This is a genomic window from Aeromonas sp. FDAARGOS 1402 (genome assembly GCF_019046925.1).
Classification (GTDB): Bacteria; Pseudomonadota; Gammaproteobacteria; order Enterobacterales; family Aeromonadaceae; genus Aeromonas; species Aeromonas caviae.
Genome location: NZ_CP077201.1, coordinates 1,800,001 through 1,825,913 on the forward strand (window position 1 = coordinate 1,800,001; position 25,913 = coordinate 1,825,913).

At 64.4% G+C, this 25,913-nt stretch carries 21 protein-coding genes, 1 tRNA gene, 2 rRNA genes and 1 pseudogene (1 of these 25 running past the window's edge); 16 read left to right on the forward strand and 9 right to left on the reverse strand.

The window, feature by feature from the left end:
• The 3 genes from I6L32_RS08645 to I6L32_RS08655 all read left to right on the forward strand — a co-directional run.
• Positions 1 to 2,132 (forward strand): 23S ribosomal RNA (locus I6L32_RS08645); it begins 757 nt to the left of the window's first position.
• A gap of 122 nt (positions 2,133 to 2,254) precedes the next feature.
• Positions 2,255 to 2,369 (forward strand): 5S ribosomal RNA (gene rrf, locus I6L32_RS08650).
• 98 nt (positions 2,370 to 2,467) lie between these two features.
• Positions 2,468 to 2,544 (forward strand) — tRNA-Asp (locus I6L32_RS08655).
• A 277-nt stretch (positions 2,545 to 2,821) separates the two neighbouring features.
• On the opposite strand, the gene I6L32_RS08660 is transcribed toward I6L32_RS08655, so the two are convergent.
• Positions 2,822 to 3,154 carry a cupin domain-containing protein gene (locus I6L32_RS08660; protein ID WP_216944946.1) on the reverse strand — a complete coding sequence of 111 codons (333 nt, stop codon included), beginning with the start codon at positions 3,152 to 3,154 and terminating at the stop codon, positions 2,822 to 2,824.
• Positions 3,155 to 3,360: 206 nt separating this feature from the next.
• Between I6L32_RS08660 and I6L32_RS08665 the strand changes: the two genes are divergently transcribed.
• The 4 genes from I6L32_RS08665 (at position 3,361) to dhaM (ending at position 7,375) form a co-directional block, all read left to right on the forward strand.
• Positions 3,361 to 4,719, forward strand: coding sequence for an NCS2 family permease (locus tag I6L32_RS08665; RefSeq protein WP_010675944.1), 1,359 nt, complete (start codon positions 3,361 to 3,363; stop codon positions 4,717 to 4,719).
• 228 nt (positions 4,720 to 4,947) lie between these two features.
• The gene (gene dhaK / locus I6L32_RS08670) at positions 4,948 to 6,018 is read left to right on the forward strand and encodes a dihydroxyacetone kinase subunit DhaK (protein WP_216944947.1); all 1,071 of its coding nucleotides are present in this window, start codon (positions 4,948 to 4,950) and stop codon (positions 6,016 to 6,018) included.
• A gap of 9 nt (positions 6,019 to 6,027) precedes the next feature.
• Complete coding sequence (gene dhaL, locus I6L32_RS08675; RefSeq protein ID WP_005306235.1) at positions 6,028 to 6,657, forward strand: dihydroxyacetone kinase subunit DhaL; 630 nt, start codon at positions 6,028 to 6,030, stop codon at positions 6,655 to 6,657.
• Position 6,658: 1 nt separating this feature from the next.
• A complete protein-coding gene (dhaM, locus tag I6L32_RS08680; RefSeq protein ID WP_216944948.1) occupies positions 6,659 to 7,375 on the forward strand; it encodes a dihydroxyacetone kinase phosphoryl donor subunit DhaM in 717 nt (238 codons plus the stop codon).
• A gap of 60 nt (positions 7,376 to 7,435) precedes the next feature.
• Here the strand turns inward: dhaM and dhaR are convergent, their stop codons facing one another.
• Positions 7,436 to 9,337, reverse strand: coding sequence for a dihydroxyacetone kinase operon transcriptional regulator DhaR (dhaR, locus tag I6L32_RS08685; RefSeq protein WP_216945139.1), 1,902 nt, complete (start codon positions 9,335 to 9,337; stop codon positions 7,436 to 7,438).
• A 72-nt stretch (positions 9,338 to 9,409) separates the two neighbouring features.
• Positions 9,410 to 10,303 (reverse strand): LysR family transcriptional regulator, encoded by an 894-nt coding sequence (locus I6L32_RS08690; RefSeq protein WP_216944949.1) that lies wholly within the window; start codon positions 10,301 to 10,303, stop codon positions 9,410 to 9,412.
• Between the two features lie 188 nt (positions 10,304 to 10,491).
• Between I6L32_RS08690 and I6L32_RS08695 the strand changes: the two genes are divergently transcribed.
• From I6L32_RS08695 to I6L32_RS08715, 5 genes are all read left to right on the forward strand, one after another.
• Complete coding sequence (locus tag I6L32_RS08695; protein WP_254203892.1) at positions 10,492 to 11,472, forward strand: agmatine/peptidylarginine deiminase; 981 nt, start codon at positions 10,492 to 10,494, stop codon at positions 11,470 to 11,472.
• 132 nt (positions 11,473 to 11,604) lie between these two features.
• Entirely contained in the window at positions 11,605 to 12,504 is a 900-nt protein-coding gene (gene aguB / locus I6L32_RS08700) for an N-carbamoylputrescine amidase (protein ID WP_216944950.1), read from the forward strand.
• A complete protein-coding gene (locus tag I6L32_RS08705) occupies positions 12,501 to 13,394 on the forward strand; it encodes an extracellular solute-binding protein (RefSeq protein ID WP_216944951.1) in 894 nt (297 codons plus the stop codon). The genes aguB and I6L32_RS08705 overlap by 4 nt, the downstream gene beginning before the upstream one ends.
• Positions 13,394 to 13,609, forward strand: a complete 216-nt coding sequence (locus I6L32_RS08710; protein ID WP_216944952.1) for a hypothetical protein — start codon at positions 13,394 to 13,396, stop codon at positions 13,607 to 13,609. The genes I6L32_RS08705 and I6L32_RS08710 overlap by 1 nt, the downstream gene beginning before the upstream one ends.
• A gap of 16 nt (positions 13,610 to 13,625) precedes the next feature.
• Complete coding sequence (locus I6L32_RS08715) at positions 13,626 to 14,747, forward strand: agmatine/peptidylarginine deiminase (protein ID WP_216944953.1); 1,122 nt, start codon at positions 13,626 to 13,628, stop codon at positions 14,745 to 14,747.
• 90 nt (positions 14,748 to 14,837) lie between these two features.
• Here the strand turns inward: I6L32_RS08715 and I6L32_RS08720 are convergent, their stop codons facing one another.
• The 3 genes from I6L32_RS08720 to I6L32_RS08730 form a co-directional block, all read right to left on the reverse strand.
• Positions 14,838 to 15,542 carry an SDR family oxidoreductase gene (locus I6L32_RS08720; protein WP_216944954.1) on the reverse strand — a complete coding sequence of 235 codons (705 nt, stop codon included), beginning with the start codon at positions 15,540 to 15,542 and terminating at the stop codon, positions 14,838 to 14,840.
• A 366-nt stretch (positions 15,543 to 15,908) separates the two neighbouring features.
• On the reverse strand, positions 15,909 to 16,994 hold the full coding sequence (gene ydiK / locus I6L32_RS08725; protein ID WP_201970231.1) for an AI-2E family transporter YdiK: 1,086 nt from the start codon (positions 16,992 to 16,994) through the stop codon (positions 15,909 to 15,911).
• Between the two features lie 9 nt (positions 16,995 to 17,003).
• Positions 17,004 to 18,380, reverse strand: a complete 1,377-nt coding sequence (locus I6L32_RS08730) for a phosphatase PAP2 family protein (RefSeq protein ID WP_216944955.1) — start codon at positions 18,378 to 18,380, stop codon at positions 17,004 to 17,006.
• 172 nt (positions 18,381 to 18,552) lie between these two features.
• Here I6L32_RS08730 and I6L32_RS08735 point away from each other — a divergent pair, with 172 nt between their 5' ends.
• Complete coding sequence (locus I6L32_RS08735; RefSeq protein ID WP_010675931.1) at positions 18,553 to 18,930, forward strand: hypothetical protein; 378 nt, start codon at positions 18,553 to 18,555, stop codon at positions 18,928 to 18,930.
• A gap of 344 nt (positions 18,931 to 19,274) precedes the next feature.
• Here I6L32_RS08735 and I6L32_RS08740 read toward each other — a convergent pair.
• A pseudogene (locus I6L32_RS08740) lies at positions 19,275 to 20,486 on the reverse strand (hypothetical protein); the annotation flags it as partial.
• Positions 20,487 to 20,704: 218 nt separating this feature from the next.
• Between I6L32_RS08740 and I6L32_RS08745 the strand changes: the two are divergent.
• Positions 20,705 to 21,022: a DUF1496 domain-containing protein gene (locus tag I6L32_RS08745; protein ID WP_216944956.1), complete on the forward strand. Its 318-nt coding sequence runs from the start codon at positions 20,705 to 20,707 to the stop codon at positions 21,020 to 21,022.
• 901 nt (positions 21,023 to 21,923) lie between these two features.
• On the opposite strand, the gene I6L32_RS08750 is transcribed toward I6L32_RS08745, so the two are convergent.
• Complete coding sequence (locus I6L32_RS08750) at positions 21,924 to 23,372, reverse strand: catalase (RefSeq protein WP_216944957.1); 1,449 nt, start codon at positions 23,370 to 23,372, stop codon at positions 21,924 to 21,926.
• A gap of 152 nt (positions 23,373 to 23,524) precedes the next feature.
• Between I6L32_RS08750 and I6L32_RS08755 the strand changes: the two genes are divergently transcribed.
• Both I6L32_RS08755 and I6L32_RS08760 read left to right on the forward strand, forming a co-directional pair.
• The gene (locus tag I6L32_RS08755; RefSeq protein WP_010675925.1) at positions 23,525 to 24,013 is read left to right on the forward strand and encodes a GNAT family N-acetyltransferase; all 489 of its coding nucleotides are present in this window, start codon (positions 23,525 to 23,527) and stop codon (positions 24,011 to 24,013) included.
• Entirely contained in the window at positions 24,010 to 24,867 is an 858-nt protein-coding gene (locus I6L32_RS08760; RefSeq protein ID WP_182956416.1) for a GyrI-like domain-containing protein, read from the forward strand. The genes I6L32_RS08755 and I6L32_RS08760 overlap by 4 nt, the downstream gene beginning before the upstream one ends.
• A gap of 69 nt (positions 24,868 to 24,936) precedes the next feature.
• Here I6L32_RS08760 and I6L32_RS08765 read toward each other — a convergent pair whose 3' ends face one another.
• Entirely contained in the window at positions 24,937 to 25,836 is a 900-nt protein-coding gene (locus I6L32_RS08765) for a DMT family transporter (protein ID WP_216944958.1), read from the reverse strand.
• Positions 25,837 to 25,913 lie beyond the last annotated feature (77 nt).

Sequence of the window (25,913 nt, forward strand, 5' to 3'; positions counted from 1 at the left end):
TGGCTGGGGGTGAAAGGCCAATCAAACTCGGAGATAGCTGGTTCTCCCCGAAAGCTATTTAGGTAGCGCCTCGGACGAATACTACTGGGGGTAGAGCACTGTTTGGGCTAGGGGGTCATCCCGACTTACCAACCCCATGCAAACTCCGAATACCAGTAAGTACTATCCGGGAGACACACGGCGGGTGCTAACGTCCGTCGTGAAGAGGGAAACAACCCAGACCGCCGGCTAAGGTCCCAAAGTTCTGGTTAAGTGGGAAACGATGTGGGAAGGCTCAGACAGCTAGGATGTTGGCTTAGAAGCAGCCATCATTTAAAGAAAGCGTAATAGCTCACTAGTCGAGTCGGCCTGCGCGGAAGATGTAACGGGGCTCAAACCAGGCACCGAAGCCGCGGATTCACGCTAAGCGTGAGTGGTAGGGGAGCGTTCTGTAAGTCTGCGAAGGTGTATCGAGAGGTATGCTGGAGATATCAGAAGTGCGAATGCTGACGTAAGTAACGATAAAGGGGGTGAAAAGCCTCCTCGCCGGAAGACCAAGGGTTCCTGTCCAACGTTAATCGGGGCAGGGTGAGTCGACCCCTAAGGTGAGGCCGAAAGGCGTAATCGATGGGAAGCAGGTTAATATTCCTGCACGACTTGTAATTGCGATGGGGGGACGGAGAAGGCTAGGTGGGCCAGGCGACGGTTGTCCTGGTGAAAGTGCGTAGGTGGTGTTTCTAGGCAAATCCGGAGACACAACACTGAGACACGAGACGAACGCACCACGGTGCGGAAGCCATTGATGCCCTGCTTCCAGGAAAAGCCTCTAAGCTTCAGATTACAAGTCATCGTACCCCAAACCGACACAGGTGGTCGGGTAGAGAATACCAAGGCGCTTGAGAGAACTCGGGTGAAGGAACTAGGCAAAATAGAACCGTAACTTCGGGAGAAGGTTCGCTCTTGATGGTGAAGTCCCTTGCGGATGGAGCTGTCGGGAGTCGCAGTGACCAGATGGCTGGGACTGTTTATCAAAAACACAGCACTCTGCAAACACGAAAGTGGACGTATAGGGTGTGACACCTGCCCGGTGCCGGAAGGTTAATTGATGGGGTTAGCGCAAGCGAAGCTCTTGATCGAAGCCCCGGTAAACGGCGGCCGTAACTATAACGGTCCTAAGGTAGCGAAATTCCTTGTCGGGTAAGTTCCGACCTGCACGAATGGTGTAACCATGGCCATGCTGTCTCCACCCGAGACTCAGTGAAATCGAATTCGCCGTGAAGATGCGGTGTACCCGCGGCTAGACGGAAAGACCCCGTGAACCTTTACTACAGCTTGGCACTGAACATTGAACCTACATGTGTAGGATAGGTGGGAGGCTTTGAAGGCGTGACGCCAGTTGCGCTGGAGCCGTCCTTGAAATACCACCCTTGTATGTTTGATGTTCTAACGCAGGGCCCTGAATCGGGCTCGCGGACAGTGCCTGGTGGGTAGTTTGACTGGGGCGGTCTCCTCCCAAAGAGTAACGGAGGAGCACGAAGGTTGGCTAATCCTGGTCGGACATCAGGAGGTTAGTGCAATGGCATAAGCCAGCTTAACTGCGAGACGGACAGGTCGAGCAGGTACGAAAGTAGGTCATAGTGATCCGGTGGTTCTGAATGGAAGGGCCATCGCTCAACGGATAAAAGGTACTCCGGGGATAACAGGCTGATACCGCCCAAGAGTTCATATCGACGGCGGTGTTTGGCACCTCGATGTCGGCTCATCACATCCTGGGGCTGAAGTCGGTCCCAAGGGTATGGCTGTTCGCCATTTAAAGTGGTACGCGAGCTGGGTTCAGAACGTCGTGAGACAGTTCGGTCCCTATCTGCCGTGGGCGTTGGATGATTGAAGGGAGTTGCTCCTAGTACGAGAGGACCGGAGTGAACGAACCTCTGGTGTTCGGGTTGTCACGCCAGTGGCACTGCCCGGTAGCTAAGTTCGGAATCGATAACCGCTGAAAGCATCTAAGCGGGAAGCGAGCCCTGAGATGAGTCATCCCTGACCCCTTGAGGGTCCTAAAGGGCCGTTGGAGACCACAACGTTGATAGGTGGGGTGTGTAAGCGTAGCGATACGTTGAGCTAACCCATACTAATTACCCGTGAGGCTTAACCATACAACACCCAAGAAGTGTTCTAAGGCTTGTAGCAAATAGAACGAACTACTCAAATTCAGTGATAATGACAAGCAGCTAGCAAAGTCGTTATTCACGTCAGCTTTCCGAGATTGAAGAATTTGCCTGGCGGCAATAGCGCAGTGGAACCACCTGACCCCATGCCGAACTCAGAAGTGAAACGCTGTAGCGCCGATGGTAGTGTGGCATTCGCCATGCGAGAGTAGGACACTGCCAGGCACCCAATTAAACGGTGATGTGAAGAATCACATGGCTGGCTGCGAGGATGACACCTCACAAACAAGCAGCAAAAGATTTAGCGAAAGCTAACCGAATGCGGAGCGGTAGTTCAGTCGGTTAGAATACCGGCCTGTCACGCCGGGGGTCGCGGGTTCGAGTCCCGTCCGCTCCGCCACTAAATTGAAAGGCCTTCCCTATCGGGAAGGCCTTTTTGCTTTCTGGCGTCTGGATAAGGGCTCAGGGAACAAGAGGCTACCACCAGGGCTGCGACTTGCCACTGACAACTCGATCCCGCTCTGTTGTCCTTTGTGCTTGAGCCGGACTTTGTCCGTCTCTGCGTCCGTTATGCCACTAACAAGAAGCCCAGTCGACAGACTGGGCTTTTTTTCGTCTCCACGGTCTCCTCTTCGATCTTCGCAGCAGAAGCATTGCCTTCTTGAGCCGTGAGCTTGCTAGTAATAGACGCAGAGCCAGACGGTTGTCTCGGTCGGATGGGTCCACTCCACCCGGTGCTGAAGGTGCGCCGGGATGTTGATGTAATCCCCCGGCCCCAGATGGACGCGTTCCTGTAGCCCGGTATCCGGTGTGATGAAGACCAGGATGGCCTCTCCCTGCACCAGCAATACCCATTCGTGTTCATCCTGATCGAACCACTCTCCGGTAGGGGTCTGCTGCCCCTGGGAGAGAATGCGCTCGATACGAACATTGTTGGTACTGACCAGATCCGCGAACACTTCACTGGGCAGGGGGGAGGGGATCTGGCCAAGCAGGTTGCCTGTGTGCATGGGCTTCTCTCCGGTAGATGGGAACGTGGCTAGCTAAGAGTGTAGAAGCTTGGGATGGGCCTCTCTCATGGAAAGTGAGGCCTCTAACGAGCCCTTTTATGAAAAACTTCGGGGAAATGGAGGCTTATCCGCTGCAATCTCGCCAAATTCTTGCTATTTTGCGCGCCAGCAAGCAAACGATTTCCTTCACACTTTCAGGATGAACTATGGCAACGCAACAAACGACGGCCCGCGCCGGCAATGGCGGGTTTCTGGATTCCTATTTCTCCATCAGCCAGCGTGGCAGCACGGTGCGACAGGAGCTGCTGGCCGGGTTGACCACCTTCCTGGCGATGGTCTACAGCATCATCGTCGTGCCGAACATGCTGGGCGCAGCGGGTTTTGAGCAGGGCCCGGTGTTTGTGGCGACCTGCCTGATCGCCGCCTTCGGTTCCCTGCTGATGGGGCTCTGGGCCAAGCTGCCGATGGCCATCGGTTGTGCCATCTCTCTCACCGCCTTTACCGCCTTCAGCCTGGTGCTGGGGCAGGGGCTGAGCATTCCGGTCGCGCTGGGTGCCATCTTCCTGATGGGGGTGCTGTTCACCCTGATCAGCGTCACCGGCGTGCGCCAGTGGATCCTGGACAACCTTCCCTCCGGCATCGCCCACGGTACCGGCATCGGTATCGGCCTGTTCCTGCTGCTGATCGCCACCAACGGGGTCGGCATGGTGATCAAGAATGAAGGGGCTGGCCTGCCGGTGCAGCTCGGCGAGATCACTGCCTTCCCGGTCATCATGACGGTGCTGGGTCTGGCTGCCATCTTCGGCCTGGAGCGCCGCAAGGTGCCGGGCGGCATCCTGATGGTGATCATCGCCATCTCTATCCTCGGCCTCATCTTCGATCCGAAAGTGACCTGGCAGGGCTTCTTCGCCATGCCGAGCCTGAGTGGCGAGAATGGCTCCCTGGTGGGCAGCATGGATCTGCTGGGCGCCCTCAATCCGGTGGTGATTCCGACCGTGTTGGCGCTGGTGATGACCGCCGTGTTTGACGCCACCGGCACCATCCGTGCCGTGGCCGGTCAGGCTGGCCTCATCAACGAGCGTGGTCACATCATCAGCGGTGGCAAGGCCCTGACTGCGGACTCCGTCAGCAGCATGGTGGCGGGCGTGGTGGGTGGTGCTCCGGCAGCCGTCTACATCGAATCCGCCGCAGGGACCGCTGCCGGCGGCAAGACAGGTCTGACCGCCACCCTGGTCGGCGTGCTCTTCCTGCTGATGATCTTCCTCTCCCCGCTGAGCTATCTGGTACCGGCCTACGCCACCGCACCGGCCCTGATGTATGTGGGCCTGCTGATGCTGGGCAACGTCACCAAGCTGGACTTCAACGACTCGGTCGATGCCCTTTCCGGCATGCTGTGCGCCGTCTTCATCGTGCTCACCTGCAACATCGTCACCGGCATCATGCTGGGCTTCGTGGCCCTGGTGGTCGGCCGCCTGTTTGCCGCCGAGTGGAAGAAGCTCAACATCGGCACCGTCATCATCGCTGTGGCCCTGGTGATCTTCTACGCCGGTGGCTGGGCCATCTAATCCTCACGCTATCGAGAAGGGCCCTGCGGGGCCCTTTTTCATGGCTGTGAGGCGGCTAACACTTTCCCGGATCTTCCCCATCCGCTCGTTTCAGATTGAAACGTCAGGCTTCGTTTGTTGTTTCAGATCCGAACCGAAACCCCTGTCATGTTTATCCCCCTATGGCTCGCTAGACTGGCTGCATCAACCATCTGTCCACCCGTATGGTGGCAAGCCAAGGAGTGAGCCATGAAGAAGCTGATCAATGCTGTCGATGCCGTGGTCCGTGAACAACTGATGGGGATGGCTGCTGCCCACCCCGAGCTCAAGGTGCGAATCGAACCCCACTACATCACCCGCGCCGACGCCCCCGTGGCGGGCAAGGTGGCGCTGGTCTCCGGCGGCGGCAGCGGCCACGAGCCCATGCACGGTGGCCTGGTGGGCAAAGGAATGCTGGATGGTGCCTGCCCCGGCGAGATCTTCACGTCCCCGACCCCGGATCAGATGTACGAGTGCGGTCAGGCCGTCGACGGCGGCGCGGGCGTGCTGTTTCTGGTGAAGAACTACACCGGCGACGTGCTCAACTTCGAGACCGCGGTCGAGCTGCTGCACGGCGACGGGGTCAAGGTGGGCTTCGCCCTCATCGATGACGACGTGGCGGTGAAGGACAGCCTCTACACCGCTGGCCGCCGTGGGGTTGCCACGACAGTGCTGTGCGAGAAGCTGGTCGGTGCCGCCGCCGAGGCGGGCTACGATCTGGCGCGTTGTGAGGCGCTGGCCCGCCGGATCAACAACCAAAGCCGCACCATAGGCGTGGCCATGCACGCCTGCACCGTCCCTGCTGCGGGCAAGCCCTCCTTCACCCTGGCTGACAACGAGGTGGAGTTCGGCGTGGGCATTCACGGCGAACCCGGTATCGAGCGCCGTCCCTTCACCGACCTCAACGCCCTGGTGGATGACATGTTCAAGGAGCTGACCGACAACAGCCCCTATGGCCGCACTCTGCGCCACTGGGACAGAGCCACCGGCAGCTGGCAGGAAGAACACACCTTTATCGAACCGCTCAATGGGGGTGACCGGGTCATCGTCCTGGTCAACAGCCTCGGCGGCACCCCTGTCTCCGAGCTCTACGGCGTCTATGGTCGCCTCGCCACCCTGTGCGAAGAGGCGGGCATTCATCTGGTGCGCAACCTCATCGGCCCCTACTGTACCTCTCTCGACATGACCGGCATCTCCATCACCCTGCTCAAGGTGGATGACGAGCTGATGACCCTGTGGGATGCCCCCGTTCACACCCCCGCCATGCGGCGCGGCTGCTGAGGAATATTCATGTTAAGCAAGCATCAGATCGTCAACTGGCTGCTCGATTGCGAGCACATCTTCACCGAGCAGCGTGACTACCTCACGGCGCTGGATACCGACATCGGCGACGGCGACCACGGCCTCAACATGCAGCGCGGCTTTGCCAAGGTGGCGGAGAAGCTGCCCGCGGTGGCGGACAAGGACATCGGCCAGGTGCTCAAAACCACCGGCATGACATTGCTCTCCTCGGTCGGCGGCGCCAGCGGACCCCTCTACGGCACCTTCTTCATCCGGGCGGCGGCCAGCAGCGATGCCTGCCAGAGCCTGACCCTCGGCCAGCTCGGCAAGATGCTGAGCGACGGGGTGGAGGGGATAGTCTCCCGCGGCCGTGCCGAGCCGGGTGACAAGACCATGTGCGATGCCTGGTGGCCCGCTCTGGCCGCCCTGCAGCAGGCGGAACAACAGGGCCTGCCGCTCCCCGAGGCGCTGGACAAGGCGGTGGCTGCCGCCGCAGCCGGCACCGAGGCCACCATCCAGATGCAGGCTCGCAAGGGGCGCGCCAGCTATCTTGGTGAGCGCAGCATCGGCCATCAGGATGCGGGGGCCACCTCGACCCTGCTGCTGCTGACCGCCCTGCGTGACAGAGCGAGGTTGTGACATGATCGGCATCGTAGTGGTCTCTCACAGCGCCATGCTTGCGGCCGGTTTGAAAGCCCTGGCCGATCAGCTCGGCAGCCCGGCGAAACTGTTGCTGGCGGCCGGGGTCGATGACCCCGCCCATCCCATCGGTACCGACGCCATCGCCGTAATGAGTGCGATGGAAGAGGCGGATGACGGCAGCGGGGTGCTGGTGCTGATGGACTTGGGCAGCGCTCTGCTGAGCGCGGAGACCGCCCTCGAGCTGCTGCCCTCCGAGCTGAGCGCCCGGGTGCGGCTCAGCCCCGCCCCGCTGGTCGAGGGCACTCTGGCCGCGGTGGTGGCCGCTGGCGCAGGCCTGACGCTGGACGAGGTCGCCGCCGAGGCGCTTGGCGCCCTGGGCCCGAAACAGGGAATGCTGCCTGCCAGTGCGGCGCAGGTCACCACCGAGGCAGCCCCTGTTGCCGATGACGGCTGGCTGCGCTGCGAGGTGGTGGTGGAGAATCCCCACGGCCTGCATGTGCGCCCCGCCGCCCGACTGGTGGCCGCCCTCAAGCCCTTTGCCGCCGAACTCAGGCTGCAAAAGGGGGAGAAAGAGGCGAATCCCCGCAGCCTGAGCCGACTCGCCATGCTCGATGTGCGCCAGGGGGACAGGCTCATCCTGCTGGCGCGAGGGGAGGATGCCGGGGCGGCGCTGAGCTGCTTCCAGCAACTGGCGCGGGATCGCTTCGGCGACTGAAACATTCCCCCATCCGGGCCCCGTCACGACGGGGCCCGCTTTTTTTGAGGGGCGTTCTGGTCAGTGGTGGTAGTCGGCGGGATCGATGTCGAGCAGTTTGAGCCGCCGCCAGAGGGTGGTGCGGCTGATCCCGAGCTGGCGCGCCATCTGGCTGACCTGGCCCTTGCTGGCACGGGCGGCCCGCAGGATCGCCTGATGCTCCAGCTCCGCCAGTGTGAGCAGCGGCTGTCCCACCACCTCGTCCGCCAGCAGGCAATGACCCTGGCGGATGGCGGCCGGGAGCGCCCGGGGCGGGATCTGTGCCTCACTGCAATGAAGCTGGGCGTACTCGATGGCGCTGCGCAGCTCCCCTAGGTTGCCGGGCCAGGGGTAGGCCAGCAGGCAGTCGAGGGCGTCAGGGGTGAACTGGCGCCCCGGCTCGCCCCCCTGCACCGCCAGGTGCTGGCGGATGAGGCCGGGCAGATCGGCGCTGCGCTCCCGCAGGCTCGGCAGCCAGAGTTCGCACCCTTGCAGCGCATAGAGCAGCTGGCGGCCGAATCCCCCCTCCTGCACCCGCTGCTCCAGCGGGGCGCTGCTGGTCGCGATGATCCTCACCCTGAGGGGCAGGATGCGGGCGGAGTCGAAGCGCTGGATGCGCCCCGTCTTGAGCAGTTGCAGCAGGGCGGCCTGCATGGGGGCGGGCAGGCACTCCACCTGCTCCAGCACCAGGGTGCCACCGTGAGCCAGCTCGAACTTGCCGGCCCGCTCCTGCCCCGCCTCGTCGGACCCCATGAGTTCCAGCGCCATCCGCTCCCTCGGCCATGCCTGGCAGTTGAAGATGACCAGGGGGCCGGCGGCTCGCTCGCTGCCAAAGTGGATGGCCTCCGCCAGTTGGGCCTTGCCCACCTCCTCTTCCCCTCGCAGCAGGACGGGGCCCTGTCCCCTGGCCGCCTGGCGGGCGTGGCGCAGCAGTTTGCGCATGGCGCTCGACTCCCCCACCAGGGCGGAGAGCTCGGGCACCGTCTGGCGCAGTTGATGAATGGCGCGCAATCGATCGGTGGGATGGAGCAGGACGATGAAGCTGACCCCGTCCGGTCCCGGGAGGGGCTTGAGGCTCACCAGGGCGTCGATGAAGGCCTCGCCCCGGGTCTCCCGTCGCTCCAGCGTCACCTCCACATGGCTCAGGGGGGTCATCTCCGCGATGGCCAGACGCAGGCGCTGGGGCATCAGCAGATGGTGATCGAGGGGCTGGCCCAGGCAGACAGCCGGGTCGAGTTGCAGCCGACTGGCCGCCAGGGCGTTGAGGTAGCGCAGCCGCCCCTGGGGATCCCAGGCCAGTACGCCGTCTTCCATGCCATCCAGCAGGGCATAGAGCTCGCTTAAATGGTGCTGGGACTCCTGCATCAGGCGCTCCATCTGCAGCAGATTGGCCAGCTCACGGCCGGCGCTGACGGTGAGCGCGAGATCCCCCGGCGCGGCCTCTTCCACCCGGCAGATCAGGGCCACGATCGCCACCTGGCGACCGGTGCTGTTGTAAACGGGGCTGGCACAGCAGTGCCAGGGGTGGAGACGCTGGTTGAAGTGCTGGGGACCGCTGACGCAGAGCGGCACCCCCTCCAGGGCCGCCAGGTTGACGGCATTGGTGCCGATGCGTCCCTCGCTGAAAAACGCGCCTGGGCCAAAACCGAGTACCGCCAGCGCCTGCAGGGTATCGGGGTGGCCGGTCCGGGCCAGCAGGCAACCGCTCTCGTCGGTGAGCAGCAGGGCGCAGGGGCGCCCCTCCATGAACTCGTAGAGATCCTCCAGCGCCATCTCGCCGGTGGTGAGCAGGTCCCGTTTGCGCTGGCGCAGGCTCTCCAGGGTCTGCCCTCTGGCGCAGTGGGGAGGATGCCAGAGGGACGCGCTGGTCTGGTGGGCACAGCGCAGCCAGGAGGCCTGCAGGTGCTCGGGCCAGGACGAGAGGGGCTGGGGGACGGATGGCATGGTCACGGCGATATCCGGCAAAAGGGAAGAGGCCATTTAATCACCCTTGCCGCCCCGATTCAGTGACCGCTCTCAGAGTGTCGCGTCCTTGCCCCGGGTGGCAGCCTCTGCAGCAAACTGCTGCTGGAGCCATTGGCTCACCGCCCGGCACTGGGGACTGCCTTCGCTCTCCTGATGGATCAGCATGTTCCAGTTCGGCCCGGCCACCCGGTGGGACGAGAGGGGCAGCAGCCACCCCTGTCGGCGTGCGTCGCGAGAGAGCAGCTCGCTCGCCAGCGCCACCCCGAGCCCGGCGCTGGCCGCATCCTGCAACAAGCCGGGATCGGAGAAGTTGAGCCCCTGGGTCTGCAGGTGCAGATCGTCGCCGCCCTTGAGGGTCCAGTGGTGCCAGTCCATCTCCCGCTCCCCGTGCAGGGTGGTGCGCTCCTGCGCGGGCTGTGCCAGCACGGTCGGGCTCGCCACCGGCAGCAGCCGATCCACCAGCAGCGGCTGATGGCGGCATTCCGCCTGGGGAGCCAGCCCCCAGCGCAGCGAGATGTCGATGGTCTGCTCGGCCATGTTCGGCGTGTCGTCGCTGGTGAACAGCCAGAGATCGATGCCCGGATGCTGGCGGTGAAGGTCGGCCAGCCGGGGCAGCAGCCAGAGGCGGGCGATGGCGGTGCTGGTGTTGAGCACCAGCTGGTTCGGCTTGCGGTACTGCTCGAGGCGCTGTATTCCCACCGCCAGTTGCAGCAGCACCTGCTGGGTCGTCTCCAGCAGATCCTGGCCCGCGTCGGTCAGGGCGACGGAACGTCCCTGGCGGTGAAACAGAGGCTGGCCAAGCAGCTCCTCCAGCGAGCGGATCTGCTGACTGATGGCAGACTGGGTGAGGTGCAGCTCCTGGGCCGCCTGATGAAAGCTGCCGAGCCTGGCCGCCGCCTCGAAGCCGCGCAGCACGTTGAGAGGGGGCCAGTGTTTGAACATCATTGATTAGCTCCGCTTATCACTTTTATCGAAAATAGATCGTTTGTTACCCGTCAACGGGGAGAATAGTCTATTCCCATCGTCAGTAACCTTAATAGTACCTAATCAGAGAGGCTGAGATGCGCGAGCAGGGAATGAGGGCTGTGGGCTGGTTCATGCCAGCGGAGTGGTGCCGGCACGCGGCAACCTGGATGGTCTGGCCGCACAACAAGGCGCTGTGGGAAAACGGCTGGGGCGTAACCCTGTCCCAGGTCCAGCAGGACTTCGCCCGGGTGGTCAATGCCATCGCCCGCTTCGAACCGGTGAACCTGGTGGTGGATCCCGCCGCACAGGCGGAGGCTCGCGCCCTGTGCGGCGACGGGGTGCGCTTCATTCCCCTGCCGGTGGATGACAGCTGGTGCCGTGACTCCGGCCCCACCTTCATCTGCCATCCCGAGCTTGGCACCGCCGGGATCAGCTGGCGTTTCAACGCCTGGGGCGGCAAGTCGGCCCACGGTCTGGACGAGGGGCTGGCGCGGCGCGTTCTCAACAGCCTGGAGCTGGAGTGCATCGGCAGCTTCCTCGCCAACGAAGGGGGCGCCATCCATGTGGATGGGGAGGGCACCCTGATCACCACGGAGTCGGTGCTGCTCAACAGCAACCGCAACCCCGGCATGACCAAAGTGGAGATCGAACGGATCTTCAGCCGCCTGCTCGGCATCGAGAAGACTATCTGGCTGCCGGGGGATCCGGACCACGTCACCGGCGACATGACGGACGGTCATGTGGACGGGGTCTGCGCCTTCAGCCGCCCCGGCCACCTGCTGGTGGACGCCACCCTGGACGGGCACTCCACCTATGGCCGCGTGGTGCGGGAGAACCGCCGAGCCCTGGCCCTGGCCACCGATGCGAGAGGTCGCTCCTTCGAGTGCCTCGAGCTGTTCGAGGCGAGCGAGGCGGTGGACGCCGAGGCGGAGGTGTTCTGCGCCTCCTACACCAACTTCTACCTCGCCAACGGCGCCATCATCACGCCCGCCTACGGCGTAAGCGCGGACGAGGCGGCGGGGGAGGTGCTGAGGCGCGCCTTCCCGAACAGGCAGCTGGTGCCGGTGCGCATCAACCAGTTGGCCCACGGCGGGGGCGGCATTCACTGCATCACCCAGCAGCAGCCGGCCTGGCCGGTGCAGGGGTAAGCGTTTGGAGCGGCCTCGTCAGGCGTCTGCGAGGCCTCATGACGGGATCAGGGAGGAGAGATTCATGAACAAGGTCGTCGCAACCATGCAGTTCGCCTGTCAGCGGGAACGCGTGTCAGGGAGGGTATCCGGATGAGCAAGATCGTTGTCGCCACCACACAATTCGCTTGCAGCTGGGAGCTGGAGCGCAATCTGGACACAGCGGAGAGCCTGGTACGGGACGCTGCCGCCAGGGGGGCCAACCTGGTGCTGTTGCAGGAGCTCTTCGCCACCCCCTATTTCTGCATCGAGCAATACCACGGCCATCTGGCGCTGGCGGAGTCGTTCGAGCAGAGCCGGGTGCTGCGCCGCTTCTCGGCCCTGGCGCGGGAGCTGGGGGTGGTGCTGCCCATCAGCTGGTTCGAGCGCGCGGGCAACGCCTGCTTCAACTCCCTGGCGATGGCGGATGCGGATGGTCGCCTGCTCGGGGTCTATCGCAAGACCCATATCCCGAACGCCATCGGCTATCAGGAGAAGGAGTATTTCAGCCCGGGGGACACGGGGTTTCGGGTCTGGGACACGGCCGCTGGCCGCATCGGGGTCGGCATCTGCTGGGATCAGTGGTTCCCGGAGGCGGCCCGCGCCATGGCGCTGCAAGGGGCCGAGCTGCTGCTCTACCCCACCGCCATCGGCTCGGAGCCGGGGGCAGAGGGGCTCGATTCCCGGGATCACTGGCAGCTGACCCAGCGCGGCCACGCCGCCGCCAACATCATGCCGGTGATCGCCGCCAACCGCATCGGACGCGAGGTGGCGACCCGGGATCCCGCGTTGCAGATGCGCTTCTATGGCTCCTCCTTCATCACGGATCACAAGGGGGCCCTGCTGGCCGAGGCGGACAGGGATACCCCGGGCGTGCTGGTGCGGGAGCTGGATCTCGCCGCCATGGCCGAGGAGCGGCTGACCTGGGGCATCTACCGGGATCGTCGCCCCGAGATGTATGGCGCCTTGCTGAGCCTGGATGGGCAGGGCCATCGGGGAGGGCGTCCATCATGAGCGCCTTGACCAAGATAGCCATGGGGCTGGCCCTGCTGCTGGGTCTGGGGGCCCAGGCCGCAGAAGGGGCGGGGGAGGCGACAGAGGAGAAGGTGCTGCGCCTCTACAACTGGTCCGATTATTTCGCCGCCGATACCCTGAGCGAATTCACCCGGGAGACCGGGATCCGGGTCATCTACGACGTGATGGACAGCAGCGAGACCCTGGAGGCCAAGCTGATGGCGGGTCGCAGCGGGTATGACCTCATCTTCCCGGGGGACACGGTGGCGGAGCGGCTGATGCGGGCGGGCAGCCTGCAGCCCCTCGACAAGGGCAAGCTGCAACACCTGGGGGACATAGACCCCGGCCTGGCGCGGTTGCAGCAGGCCTACCCCCATGCGAAGGAGGCCGTGGTGCCCTACACCTGGGGCACCATAGGGCTCACCTACAATGCGGACGCTATCAAGCAGCGGATGCCGGATGCCCCGGTGAACAGCCTGGACATGCTGTTCAAGCCCGAGCTGGCGGCGAAATTTGCAGATTGCGGCATCTCGGTCATCGACTCCCCGGACGAGGTGCTGGCGGTGGTGCTGCACTATCTTGGGCGGGATCCCCGCAGCGGCAAGGCGGACGATCTGGAGGCGGCCCTGGCCCTGCTCAAGGGGATCAAGCCCTATATCCGCAAGTTCCAGTCCCAGCCGGTGACCCAGTTGGTGAACGGGGATCTCTGCCTCTCCCTGGGCTACAGCGGCGACATGACCCAGGCCAGGCGCGCCGCCGCCGAGGCGGGCAAGCGGGTCGACTTCGAATACCGATTGCCGAAGGAGGGGAGCACCATCTGGATGGACACCATGGCGATCCCGGCGGATGCCCCCATCCTGACTATGCCTATGCCTTTATCAACTTCGTGATGCGCCCGGCCAACATGGCAGCCATCACCAACAGCACCGGTTATCCGACTGCCAGTGCCAAGGCCAGACCCATGGTGGATGCCACCATGACGGCCAACCCGGATATCTACCTGGACGAGGCCAGCTACCAGCGGCTCATTCCGGGTCAGGATATAGCACAATCCCAGATGCGTGCCCGCATGCGAGCCTGGACTCGCTTCAAGAGCAGCCTCTGAACCCAGGAGTAGAACGATGTTTTCCCGACGCCACGTATTGAAACAGCTGGTTGCCCTTGGCGCCATTGCCGGGTTTGGCAGCCTGCCCGGTGCCCGCGCGGCCTTCGCCGCCGGCGAACCCGGCGCCGCCGCTCGCTACCACATGCCGGAGGAGTCCTCCCCCCAGGCCCTGGTGTGGGTGGCCTTCGGGGCCACCAGCGAGATCTGGGGTCGCCACTACAAGGAGGTGCAGGCCACCATAGGGCGGCTGGTGCAGGCCATGGTGCCCTACACCCGGGTCAACGTGCTCTGCCATGAGGATGACGAGGCGCTGGCGCGCCAGTTGTGCGGCGAGCGCAACACCCACTTCGTCCACGCCGAGATGGATGACATCTGGCTGCGGGATACCGGCGGCGTCTTCGTGCAGGACGAGCAGGGAGGGCTCGGGCTGGTGGACTTCAACTTCAACGGCTGGGGTGACAAGCAGGAGCACAGCCATGACGCCAGGGTCGCCGCCCTGGTGGGCCGGCAGACCGATGCCTATTACCTGCAGAGCGAGCTCATCGGTGAGGGGGGCGGCATCGAGGTGGATGGCAACGGCACCGCCATCATGACCGAGAGCAGCTGGATCAACAGCAACCGCAACCCCGGCCTCACCAAGGCGCAGGTGGAGGCGGAGCTCAAGGCCAACCTGGGGCTGCGCAAGATCATCTGGCTGCCGGGGATCAAGGGCCGTGACATCACGGATGCCCACGTGGACTTCTACGCCCGCTTCGTGCGCCCCGGGGTGGTGGTGATCAACATGGACAACGATCCCGACTCCTACGACTACAAGGTGACCCGCCAGCACCTCGCCATCCTGCAGCAGGCGACGGACGCCGACGGCAACAAGCTGGAGCTGCATCCGCTGCCGCCGCCCCTGGGCGGGCGGGACAACAAGTTCAGCCGCAGCCCGGACTTTGCCGCCGGTTACATCAACTACCTGCCCATCAACGGCGCCGTCATCGCTCCCCAGTTCGGGGATGCCAGGGCCGACCGCCATTGCCGGGATCTGCTGGCCCGCCTCTATCCGGGGCGCAAGATAGTGCAGATAGACATAGACCCGGTGGCGGCCGGGGGCGGCGGCATCCACTGCATCACCCTCCATCAACCTGCCTGATCTTACGCGCAGGCCGCCTCTGGCGGTGTGACGCAGGACAAGGGGCGCCTCGGCGCCCCTTGTCCTTGCTGGCGTTCCATGGCGCCTCGCTCAGATCCCCGTCATGCCGATCTCGTCGAGCTGCACGTGGGCCGGTTGGCGCAGGGTGTAGAGCACGGCCTCGGCCAGATCCTCTACCTGCAGCCAGCCGGGCTTGCGATCGCCCGGACAGGCCGGGGGCGGCACCTGCACCAGTCCGGGACAGAGGGTGTGGACCCGGATGCCCTGGTGTTGCACCTCTTCCCGCAGTGCCCGGGCGAACCCCAGCACCGCAAACTTGGCGGCGCAGTAGACGCTGGCCCTGGCATAGCCGTGCCTGGCGGCCTGGGAGGCGATGTTGATGACGGTGCCGTGGCGGTTTGCCAGCATGTCCGGCAGGCAGGCCCGGGTCAGCAGGAAGGTGCCCTTGGCACAGGTATCCATCACCCTGTCCCACTCCGATTCCGGCAGATCCTGCACCAGGTGGTCGCTGCCGACCCCGCTGTTGTTGATCAGCAGATCGATGGGGCCGAGCCGCCCCCGGATCCGGGCATGGCCGTCCCGCACCTGATCGCCGTCGCACACATCCAGCGCCAGTGCCATGACTCGCACCCCGTATCGTGCCTCCAGTCTGGCCGCTTCCTGCTCCAGCAGCCCCAGGCGGCGGGAAGCCAGGATCAGCTCCACCCCCTGGCTGGCCAGGGCCTCGGCGATGGCCAGTCCGATGCCGCTGGCGCCGCCGCTGATGAGGGCCCGTGTTGCTCTCAGTTCGTTCATCTTGTCTTCTCCTCCAATGGTGCAGGCATTGTGGCGGGCGCCTTCGGCAGGGAACAGGGGAGGGGAAGGAGTGATTCGAACCCTGGTTCGTGTTTTGGCGTTCCGGTTCGAACTTTGGTTCTAAACGCCGCGACCAGCTTTAAGTTCGATTAGCCATAAGGCGTAATCGGACGTTCGCGTAAATCAATTCTCCCGCTATAACAGCCATCCATATTTCCCTGCAGACAGATGCCGCTGATTCATGGACACACCGGACAGCGGCATCTCGATCGTCCGATTACGCTTCGCTCATCGAACCTGCATGGGACGGTAATAAACAAAAGAGCCGCCCTGGGGCGGCTCTTTGCATCGGGGATCAATGAATCGTCACGGCGCCTTGGGCTGCTCCACCAGAGCGGTCGCCGGTTGGTCATCTTCCTTGATCCAGGCATCCAGCAGGGTGTAGCCCACCGCCAGCACCACGGGACCGATGAAGAGACCGATGATCCCCATGGCCAGCAAGCCGCCGATGACCCCCACCAGAATGAGGATGAGGGGGAGGTCGGCCCCGCGCTTGATGAGGAAGGGGCGCAGGAAGTTGTCCATGGTGCCCGCCAGCAGGGACCAGACCAGCAGGAAGGTGCCCCAGGTGGTGTCCCCGCTCCAGTAGAGGTAGCCGACGCTGGCCAGCAGCACCGGGAAGGGGCCTATCTGGGCGACGATCAGCAGGAACATCAGCACCACCAGCACCATGACATAGGGAATGCCGGCGATGAGCAGGCCCAGGCCCGCCACCGAGGATTGCACCAGGGCGGTCACCACCACCCCCATGGCGACGGCACGGATGGCCTGGGAGGCGAGCACCACCGCATTGTCACCGCGCTGGCCCGCCAGACGGTGGGCGAAGCGGCGAATGCCTTCTGCCGCCTTCTCCCCCGAGTGGTAGAGCAGGCCGCAGATGGCCACGGTCAGCAGGAAGTGGACGAACAGCAGGCCGAGGTTGCCCGCCTGGGCCGCCAGCCAGCGAGCGGTCTGGCCGAAGTAGGGGGCCAGCTTGGTGAACAGCACCTGGCCGCCGCTCGCGAGGATCTGCTGCCAAAACTCATAGAGCTTGTCGCCCACCAGGGGCACTTGCTGCAACCAGAGCAGCTCGGGGGGCGGGGATTGGCTGAGCTCGGTGCCCAGCTCGATGAGCATGGGGGCCTTCTCCGCCACGTTGGCCAGCGTCATGAAGAGGGGAATGACGAAGATGAGCAGCAAGATGCTGGTCATCAGCAACGCCGCCAGGGTGCGCTTGCCCCACAGCAGGCGCTGGGCCATCTGCATCAGGGGCCAGGTGGCGATGGTGATCATGGTCGACCACACCAGGGCGGGCAGGAAGGGGCGCAAGACCATGAAGCACGAGATGATGAGCAGGCTGAGGAACAGCAAGCCCAGGGTGATCTTGGCCAAATCCACTTTTTTCATATTCATGGCATTCCCTTAACGAGGGGTTGAGCGCCCGGTTCGGGCACCGTGACGGATAGCGGACAACGACCACCAGAGCCCGGCGCTGAGCCAGAACCCCAGGCAGCCAAAGAGCCACCCTTGTCCCGCGAGGATCAGCAGAGAGCTGCTGGTGAGCGCGGGCACCAGGAACAGGAGCCCTGCCACGACCAGTCCCCCTGCCAGGGTCAGCAGCGCGGCGGGCAGGGCGGGGGTGGGGCTCCGTTCGAGTGATAGCAGATTACCCGATACCAGCCCCAGGGTGAACATGGCAAGCCCGGCCAGGGCGGTGGACTGGGTGAGCCAGGCCGAGAGGGCGCTGGCGATGAGCAGCCCGGCCCAGGGGAGCGGGCGTGCCGCCAGCTTCGCCAGCGGGGCGCGCAGTGCCAGCAGCAGGGCCCCCAGAGCAAGGCCGGCCACCACATCCGAGAGGAAGTGGACCCCCAGCCAGACCCGGGCCAGCCCGGCCACGCCGGCCAGCAACAGGGCCAGCAGGGCCCCCTGCCAGGCCCGCAGCGCCGGCAGCCAGCCAAGCAGCAGGCCCCAGTAGAGGAGGGTCGAGGCGGCGTGACCGCTCGGCATGCCGAAGCCCTGGGCACTCTGGCGGGACAGCTCGGGTTGCAGGTGGAAGGGCCTGGGCCAGCCGATGCCCGCCTTGAGCAGGTTCACCACCAGGGTGAGCAGCACCATGGCAAACAGCAGGTGGCGCAGCCTGGACCAGCCGAGCAGGGGCAGCAGCAAGGGCAGCAGCGCCAGCTGGAAGGGGGCCGAGCCCAGCAGATTGCCCGCCCTTGGCCAGAGCGCATCCGGCCCTAACCACCGTTGCAGGCGCTGGATCAGCGGCAACTCGGCGCGGTGCAGCGCACTGGCCGCGTCGCTGAAATCCGTCACCCTCAGCACCTGGCTCTCGGGCACCTCGACCAGCCTCGGGGCTATCCAGTCGAGCTGCGCCGGGAAGCGACGCTGGTCAGGGGGAAGGTCGGCGGCCGCGATCAGCCTGGCGTTCAGGATCTCTCCACCGAGATCCGGGGCCTGGAGCAGGGAGACAAACCCCGTCCCCCGCTGGACCCGCAGGGGCTCCAGGGTCTGGCAGGCGAACACCCTTGCCCGTTGCCAGCGCCCCAGCTCGCCGGTGACGCGACCCTGGAGGCCGGTCTCCTCGAACAGCTCGCGCAGGGCCGCCTGCTCCGGAGTCTCCCCCCTGTCGATGTAACCGCCGCTCAGGCTGTAGCGCGAGGAGAGCCTGTCCTGCACCAGCAGGATCCCTTGCTGGTGGCGGATCACGCAGGCGGCCGCAGAGGGAGGGGATTCGGCGCGGGAGGCGGGCAGGGCACCGCCCAGCAACAGCAGCAGGCAGAAGACGACTCGAAACATGATGACACCCAGGGGCAAGGAGTGGGGACAAGGGTCACAGAAATCAGACGGCCGGGCAATGGCTTGCAGGGGGCACCGACCCTGTCGGGGACGCAAGGATTGCCGTCTGCGCGGGCAGTCCCTAGTATTGGCGGCTATTGTTCTTCTCATTCACTACATTGTGGGGCTCTTCATGCGACAGTTCGGTTTCTTTCTGGGGATTGCCATCGGCGTCATCCTGATACTGTTTGGCAGCATCGTCATCTTCCAGGCCCTGCCTGCGGCGCTGGACGTGCTGGAGATGCCGAGCCGGATCCCCTTCGTGCGTGAGGTGTACACCTGGCTGATGAGCAGCGCCAACGGGCTCACCGCCCAGCTGGAGCAGAACTTCCTGGAGGCATTCCAGACGGTGCTCAAGCTGATCCTGCTCATCACCTTCATGTGGGTCTGCGTCAAGCTGGTCAACATGGGGGTGCTGATCATCCGGGCCGGCGTCGACCTTATCCGCACCGCCATCGAGCACAGCGAAGAGAAGGGTGCCAAGCCCACCGAGCAGGACCGCCATTTCTGATCTTCCCCTGCCACGGGTCAGATAAACAACAGGCCATCATGTGATGGCCTGTTTTTATGGTGGCATGACGCTTAAAAAAGTCAGTTAAGCAGTTTTTCCAGCTCCGCTTCGGCATCCGCCCTGGCCTGATCGCTCAGGGTGCCGGAGGTCGCTTCCCGCTTCTCGCCCTGTTGCTGCACCGCCTTGGCTGCTTGCTGCTGTGCACTGGTCGCGGCACTGATGGTCGCTGCGCTGCTGGCGGCTTGTTGCTGCACTGTAGTGGTGGCGCTGCTGACGGCCTGCTTGGCGCTGTCGCTCACCGCCTTGGCGGCTTGCTGCTGCGCACTGGTCGCGGCACTGATGGTTGCGGCACTGCTGGCGGCCTGTTTGGCGCTGTCGCTCACCGCCTTGGCGGCTTGCTGCTGCGCCGTGGTTGCGGCACTGATGGTCGCTGCGCTGCTGGCGGCCTGCTTGACGCTCTCACTCGCTGCCTTGGCGGTTTGCTGCTGTGCCGTGGTTGCGGCGCTGCTGACGGCCTGCTTGGCGCTGTCGCTCACTGCCTTGGCGGCTTGCTGCTGCGCCGTGGTTGCGGCACTGATGGTCGCTGCGCTGCTGACGGCCTGCTTGGCGCTGTCGCTTACCGCCTTGGCGGCTTGCTGCTGCGCCGTGGTGGCGGCACTGATGGTCGCTGCACTGCTGACGGCCTGCTTGGTGGTGTCGCTCACTGCCTTGGCGGCTTGTTGCTGCGCCGTGGTTGCGGCACTGATGGTCGCTGCGCTGCTGACGGCCTGCTTGGCACTGTCGCTCACTGCCTTGGCGGCTTGTTGCTGCGCCGTGGTGGCGGCGCTGCTGACGGCCTGCTTGGCCGAGTCGCTCGCCGCCTTGGCGGCTTGCTGCTGCGCCGTGGTGGCGGCACTGCTGGCAGCTTGCTTGGCGCTGTCGCTCGCCGCCTTGGTGGCTTGTTGCTGCGCCGTGGTGGCGGCACTGCCGATCACCTGTCTGGTGGAGTCGGACAGGGCCTTGCTGGCGCTCTGTTGCAGTCCCCCCATCATGGTGCCCAGCAGAGAACTGCCAGCGCCCGTGAGCCCCTGACCGGCACCGGTCAGGGCCGTGGCGGCCGGGGTGGCCTGGGACTGCCAGCCCTGCATGGCGCTGGGCCAGGTCGGGGTGGCGGCCGTCAGGTTTTCCCCGAAGACCTGGGTCGCCCCGTCACCTTTTTGCACCATGACGGCGAGCTGGTTGGTGTCGGCGTTCCAGACCATGCCGGCCTGCTTGGCCACGTCCGGCACCGGGGCGTAGCGGGAGACCACGTAAAAGAGCGGCCCCTCCTGTTGCAGCTCGTCGGCGGTCTTGAGCAGCTGCATGGTGCTCTCGTAGTTGGGCCCCAGCATGGCGGTCATTCTGTCCTTGATCAGCGGCTGCTCGAACAGGTTGGCCTCGTTCGGATCGAAACCGACCAGCGGCTTGAGCAGGGCCCACATCAGCTGGCTGGTGGGGCTCATCATCAGCAGGGGGGCGACACAGGCGGACAACATCAGGCTCAGGCAGGCAGCCTTGAGCAACAGCATGATACGCATTGACAACATATCCAGTTAATTACCTGATTATTAAGGGTTATTCATTACCGCACCCGGCGATGCCGGTGGGGGCCCACGGCAGAGCCCTGACAGGCCTTTGCGGGCGCAGGCAGGCTATCATATTGCTTCCGGAATGCCAGATGAGCCGACATTTATTGGTCAAGTCGAGGGCTCTGCTGGTCGCTCTACACTTTCACTCCCCCGTGACAGGAATTCCCATGATCCGTTGTGCAGGTTGTCTGCTGGCCCTTGGCTGGCTCTTCCCCGCGTTGGCCGCCCCGGCGTCCAACTCCCTCAGCCACTCGGTGGGCACCGAGCTGGTGCTGCCCCTTGGTTCGCTGCCCGAGCGGGTGTGCTGGTATCAGGATCAGAAATACTCCCAGGGGGCCCGTATCCAGCAGGGGGAGCTCTGGCTGGAGTGCGCGCCGCAACAGGCGATGGAGACCAATGGTCCCCTGATCTGGCGAGAGGTGACGACGCCGTCACAGAGTGGTGAACCGGAGGGCAACCAGCGGACGATCCGGGTGGGCCAGTGAGCCTTTTCTTGATCCAGCTACAGACACGGGCGTGATCTCTATCGCATAATGCGGCTCTTTCTTCTCTTGACTGGGATCTAAGCAATGGCTCGTCGCTCTTCCAATGCACAACGTCGTCGCAGTAGCTGGTGGTACAAACGCTTGTTGGCAAGGGAGCGGGAAGAGCGCGAAGCGCGTTCCGTCCGGGATTGATACTGCATTGAACAACGGAGCCTCGGGCTCCGTTTTTATTGGTGACTAAAAGTGCATTACTACAGACAGGTTTATTACCACAGGTGGACAATGGTGCCGCTCTGCCAGTGCACAACGTCGTTGCCGCCGTGAGCTGGCGGTACAAACGCTTGTTGGCAAGGGAGCGGGAAGAGCGCGAAGCGCGTTCCGTCCGGGATTGATACTGCATTGAAAAACGGAGCCTCGGGCTCCGTTTTTATTGGTGACTAAAAGTGCATTACCGCAGGCAGGTTTATTACCACAGGTGGATAATGGTGCCGCTCTGCCAGTGCACAACGTCGTTGCCGCCGTGAGCTGGCGGTACAAACCCTTGTTGGCAAGGGTACGGGAAGCGCGTGAGGGCGCAGCGGCCGGGATGGATACGGCATTGAAAAGCGGAGCCTCGGGCTCCGTTTTTATTGCTGACTAGAAGTGCATTACCGCAGGCAGGTTTATTACCACAGGTGGATAATGGTGCCGCTCTGCCAGTGCACAACGTCGTTGCCGCCGTGAGCTGGCGGTACAAACCCTTGTTGGCAAGGGAGGGAAGCGCGAGGGCGCTGCTTCCGGGATGGATACGGCATGGAAAAACGGAGCCCTGGGCTGCGTTTTTCATTCATCAAGACCGTCATGCGAGAACGGGGGCCATCAGGCCCCCGTTTTGCTTTTGCAGAGGTTGGCTGCCTGCGACTCAGCGCTGCAGGGCGGCCAGGGCCAGCTCGACCCGCTTGGCGTACTCGGGGTCGGCCTGCTCGAAGTGCCTGAGCTGGGCCGTGACGATGGCGTCATCCTCCACATTGATGAGGGAGCGGGCCAGGTTGGCGGCGAGGCGGGCGCGCTGCCCCTCGCCCATCAGGCGGAAGAGATCCCCCGGCTGGCTGTAGTAGTCGCTGTCATGGTCACGAAAATCGTAGTGCAGGGCAGCCCCTTCCAGACTCAGGGCCGGTTCGTGCTGCTCGCTCGGCTGCTGGGTGCCGAAGCGGTTTGGCTGGTAGTTGGGGCTGGCGCCACCGTTGCTGTCCGCCCGCATGGCGCCGTCGCGGTGGGCGCCGTGGTGGAACGGGCAGCGCGGGGCGTTGACCGGCAGCAGGCCGTGGTTGACGCCGAGGCGATAGCGCTGGGTGTCACCGTAGGAGAAGAGCCGCCCCTGCAACATGCGATCCGGCGAGAAGCCGATGCCGGGCACCACGTTGGCCGGGGTGAAGGCGGCCTGCTCCACGTGGGCGAAGTAATTGTCCGGGTTCTGGTTGAGCTCCAGCACGCCCACCGGGATGAGCGGGTAGTCCTTGTGGGGCCACACCTTGGTGAGGTCGAACGGGTGGATCGAGTAGGTCTGGGCTTCGGCCTCTGGCATCACCTGCACATAGACCTTCCAGCGCGGGAAGTCGCCCTGCTCGATGGCGTTGAACAGATCTGCCTGGCTGGTCTCTCTGTCCTGACCGACGGCGGTGGCCGCCTCTTCATCGGTGTAGAAGCTGTGGCCCTGCTCGGTCTTGAAGTGGAACTTGACCCAGAAGCGCTCGTTGGCCGAGTTGATGAAGCTGAAGGTGTGGCTGCCGTAGCCGTTCATCTCCCGCAGGCTCCTGGGGATGCCGCGATCGCTGAAGAGGATGGTGACCTGATGCAGGGATTCCGGGTGGCGGGACCAGAAGTCCCAGGCGGCGGTGGCGCTGCGCAGGTTGGTGCGGGGATCCCGCTTCTGGGTGTGGATGAAGTCGGGGAATTTCAGGGGATCGCGAATGAAGAACACCGGGGTGTTGTTGCCCACCAGATCCCAGTTGCCCTGCTCGGTGTAGAACTTGAGGGCGAAGCCGCGCACGTCACGCTCGGCGTCGGCGGCCCCCTTCTCGCCGGCCACGGTGGAGAAGCGCAGGAACACCGGGGTCTGCTTGCCGACGGCGTTGAACAGGTCGGCCTTGCTGAAGGCGCTGATGTCGTGGGTCACGGTGAAGGTGCCGTAGGCGCCCGAGCCCTTGGCGTGCACCACCCGCTCGGGAATGCGCTCGCGGTCGAAGTGGGCGAGTTTCTCCATCAACCAGATGTCTTGCATCAGGACGGGGCCGCGGGGGCCGGCGGTGAGGCTGTTGTTGTTGTCGACGACGGGGGCGCCGTTGGCGCTGCGCAGGGTCTTGTCGGTCATGGCGGGTCTCCTTGTGATGAGTCGCCAGACTAGGGGAAGTGGGGGAGCGGCTCCAATGGAGTGTGCCTAACCCTTTGATTGGTTTCGCTGATGGGGGTGGAAACAGACGCCAGCCTTGCGGCAAGATGGGATTCAGCCAATCAGGAGGTCTCATGTCCATCACCATTCGCCGCGCCGGGCCGGAAGATGCCGCCGCCCTGCGGGATCTTCACGCCATGCCCCATGCCCAGGCGGGCACCCTGCAACTTCCCTTCCCCTCCCTGCAGCAGTGGGAGCAGAAGCTGACCCCGCGGGATGGCATCTACAGCCTGCTGGCGGAGTGGGAGGGGGAGGTGGCGGGCGCGCTGGTCCTGATGGTGGAGCCTGCCCCCCGCCGCCGCCACGTGGCGAGCATCGGCATGGCGGTACACGATGACTGGGCCGGGCGCGGGGTGGGCACCGCCCTGATGCAGGCTGCGCTGGATCTGGCGGACAACTGGCTCGGCTTGACGCGGGTGGAGCTGACGGTCTGGGCCGACAATCAGGCGGCCCTGGCCCTCTATCGCAAGGCGGGCTTTGTGGAGGAGGGCGTAGCCCGGGATTACGGCCTGCGTCATGGGGTGCTGGTGGATGCCCTCTACATGGCCAGGGTGCGCCGATGATCGACTATCGCGAGCGCCTGACGCCGGTGCTGAGGGCACTGGAGCAGGATCCGGATCTCTCCATCGAGGCGCTGGCGAGTCGCGCCTGCCTCTCCCTCTACCACTTCCACCGGGTGTTCACCGCCGTGGTGGGGGAGGCCCCCGGCGAGATGTGCCGCCGCCTGCGGATGCAGCGGGCGGCCTGGCAGCTCTGCTACACCGATGCCAGCGTCACCGCCATCGCCCTGGGGGCGGGGCTTGGCAGCTCCCAGGCTTTTGCCAAGGCGTTTCGCCGCCACTATGGTTGCACCCCAGGGGCGTTTCGCCGCGACAAGGGCAAGAATGGACACCTGGATCGCAAGGAAGGACACGCATGGCAAGGGGTACTCCCTTATGCTGAAGGCCACTCATCAGCAAGGAGCAACACCATGAACACCGTCGAGATGGACGCCCGCACCCTGGCCTATGTCCGCGTGACCGGCCCCTATGGCGAAGGGTATGACGCCGTCTGCCATCGCCTTCACCAGTGGGCCGCGCCCCGTGGCCTGGAAGGAGGAGAGTGGATCTTCATCTACCACGACAACCCCGAGGTGACGCCGCCGGCCCAGTGCCGCACCGACATCGGCATCAGCGTGCCGGTGGGCACCCTGGGGGCGGGGGAGGTGGAGATCCAGCACATCCCCGCCGGACGCTACGCCCAGTCCCGCTACCTCATCACGGATCGCAGCCAGTACGGGGAGCGCTGGCAGGAGCACATTGGCGAGATCGTTGCGGCTGGGCTCGCCTTTGGGGACGGCCCCTGCTTCGAGCTCTATCACAGCGTGAGCAATGACCCCCTGCGGGATGACGTGAGCTTCTGCTCCAGCGTGCGCTAGGCAGGCGGCAATAAAACGAGGCGCCCAAGGGCGCCTCGTTTTATTTGGGGTCAATGACCACCGCAGATATCAGGACTGGCTGGGCACCTTGTTGCGGCGGGACTTCCACCACCAGCGCAGGCGGATCTGGGAGATGAGCATCCCCGCCAGCATCAGGGCGCAGCCGACCACGGCCCGTTCGTCCAGATATTCCCCCAGCAGCAGGACACCGCCGATGGCGGCGAACACCGTCTCCAGGCTGAGGATGATGGCGGCGTGGGCCGGATGGGCACCGCGCTGCCCCACCACCTGCAGGGTATAGCCGATGCCGACCGAGACCAGACCGGCGTAGAGCAGCGCCTGCCAGCCCGCCACGGCACCACTCGCCGTCGGGGTCTCGATGACGAAGGCCGTGGCCAGGCTGAGCAGGCCGCACACCACGAACTGCACCCCGGCAAGACGAATGGGGGCGACCCGGTTCGAGTAGTGATCCAGCACCAGCAGGTGCACGGCCCAGAACAGGGCCCCGATCACTTGCAGCAGATCGCCGTAGCCGATGGTGAACTCCTCGGTGACGCTGAGGTAGTAGAGCCCGGCCATGGCGATGAGGGCGCCAATCCAGGTGTTGGCCCCGGTCTTGTGGCGCAGGGCCAGGCCGATGACGGGGACCAGGATGATGTAGAGACCGGTGATGAAGCCCGCCTTGGCGGCCGTGGTGTAGAGCAGTCCCACCTGTTGCAGGGAGGCGGCGGAGAAGAGCACGGTGCCGGCGATGAGACCCCCGGTCAGCAGCAGGCGGTGATCACCGGCAGGCTGGGGCGGCTGGCGTGACTTGAGCCACCACAAGAGCGGCAGCAGGGAGAGGGCGCCCAGCAGGAAGCGCAGGCCGTTGAAGGTGAAGGGCCCCATGTGATCCATCCCCAGACGCTGGGCGACGAAGCCCAGCCCCCAGATGGCGGCGGCCATCAATAACATCATGTTTGAACGCATACGGAATCATCCCTGAGAAAGAGTCTCGGCGGCACTCGGGCCCCGCCATTACGATACCTGCGAGAAGGGGCGTTTGT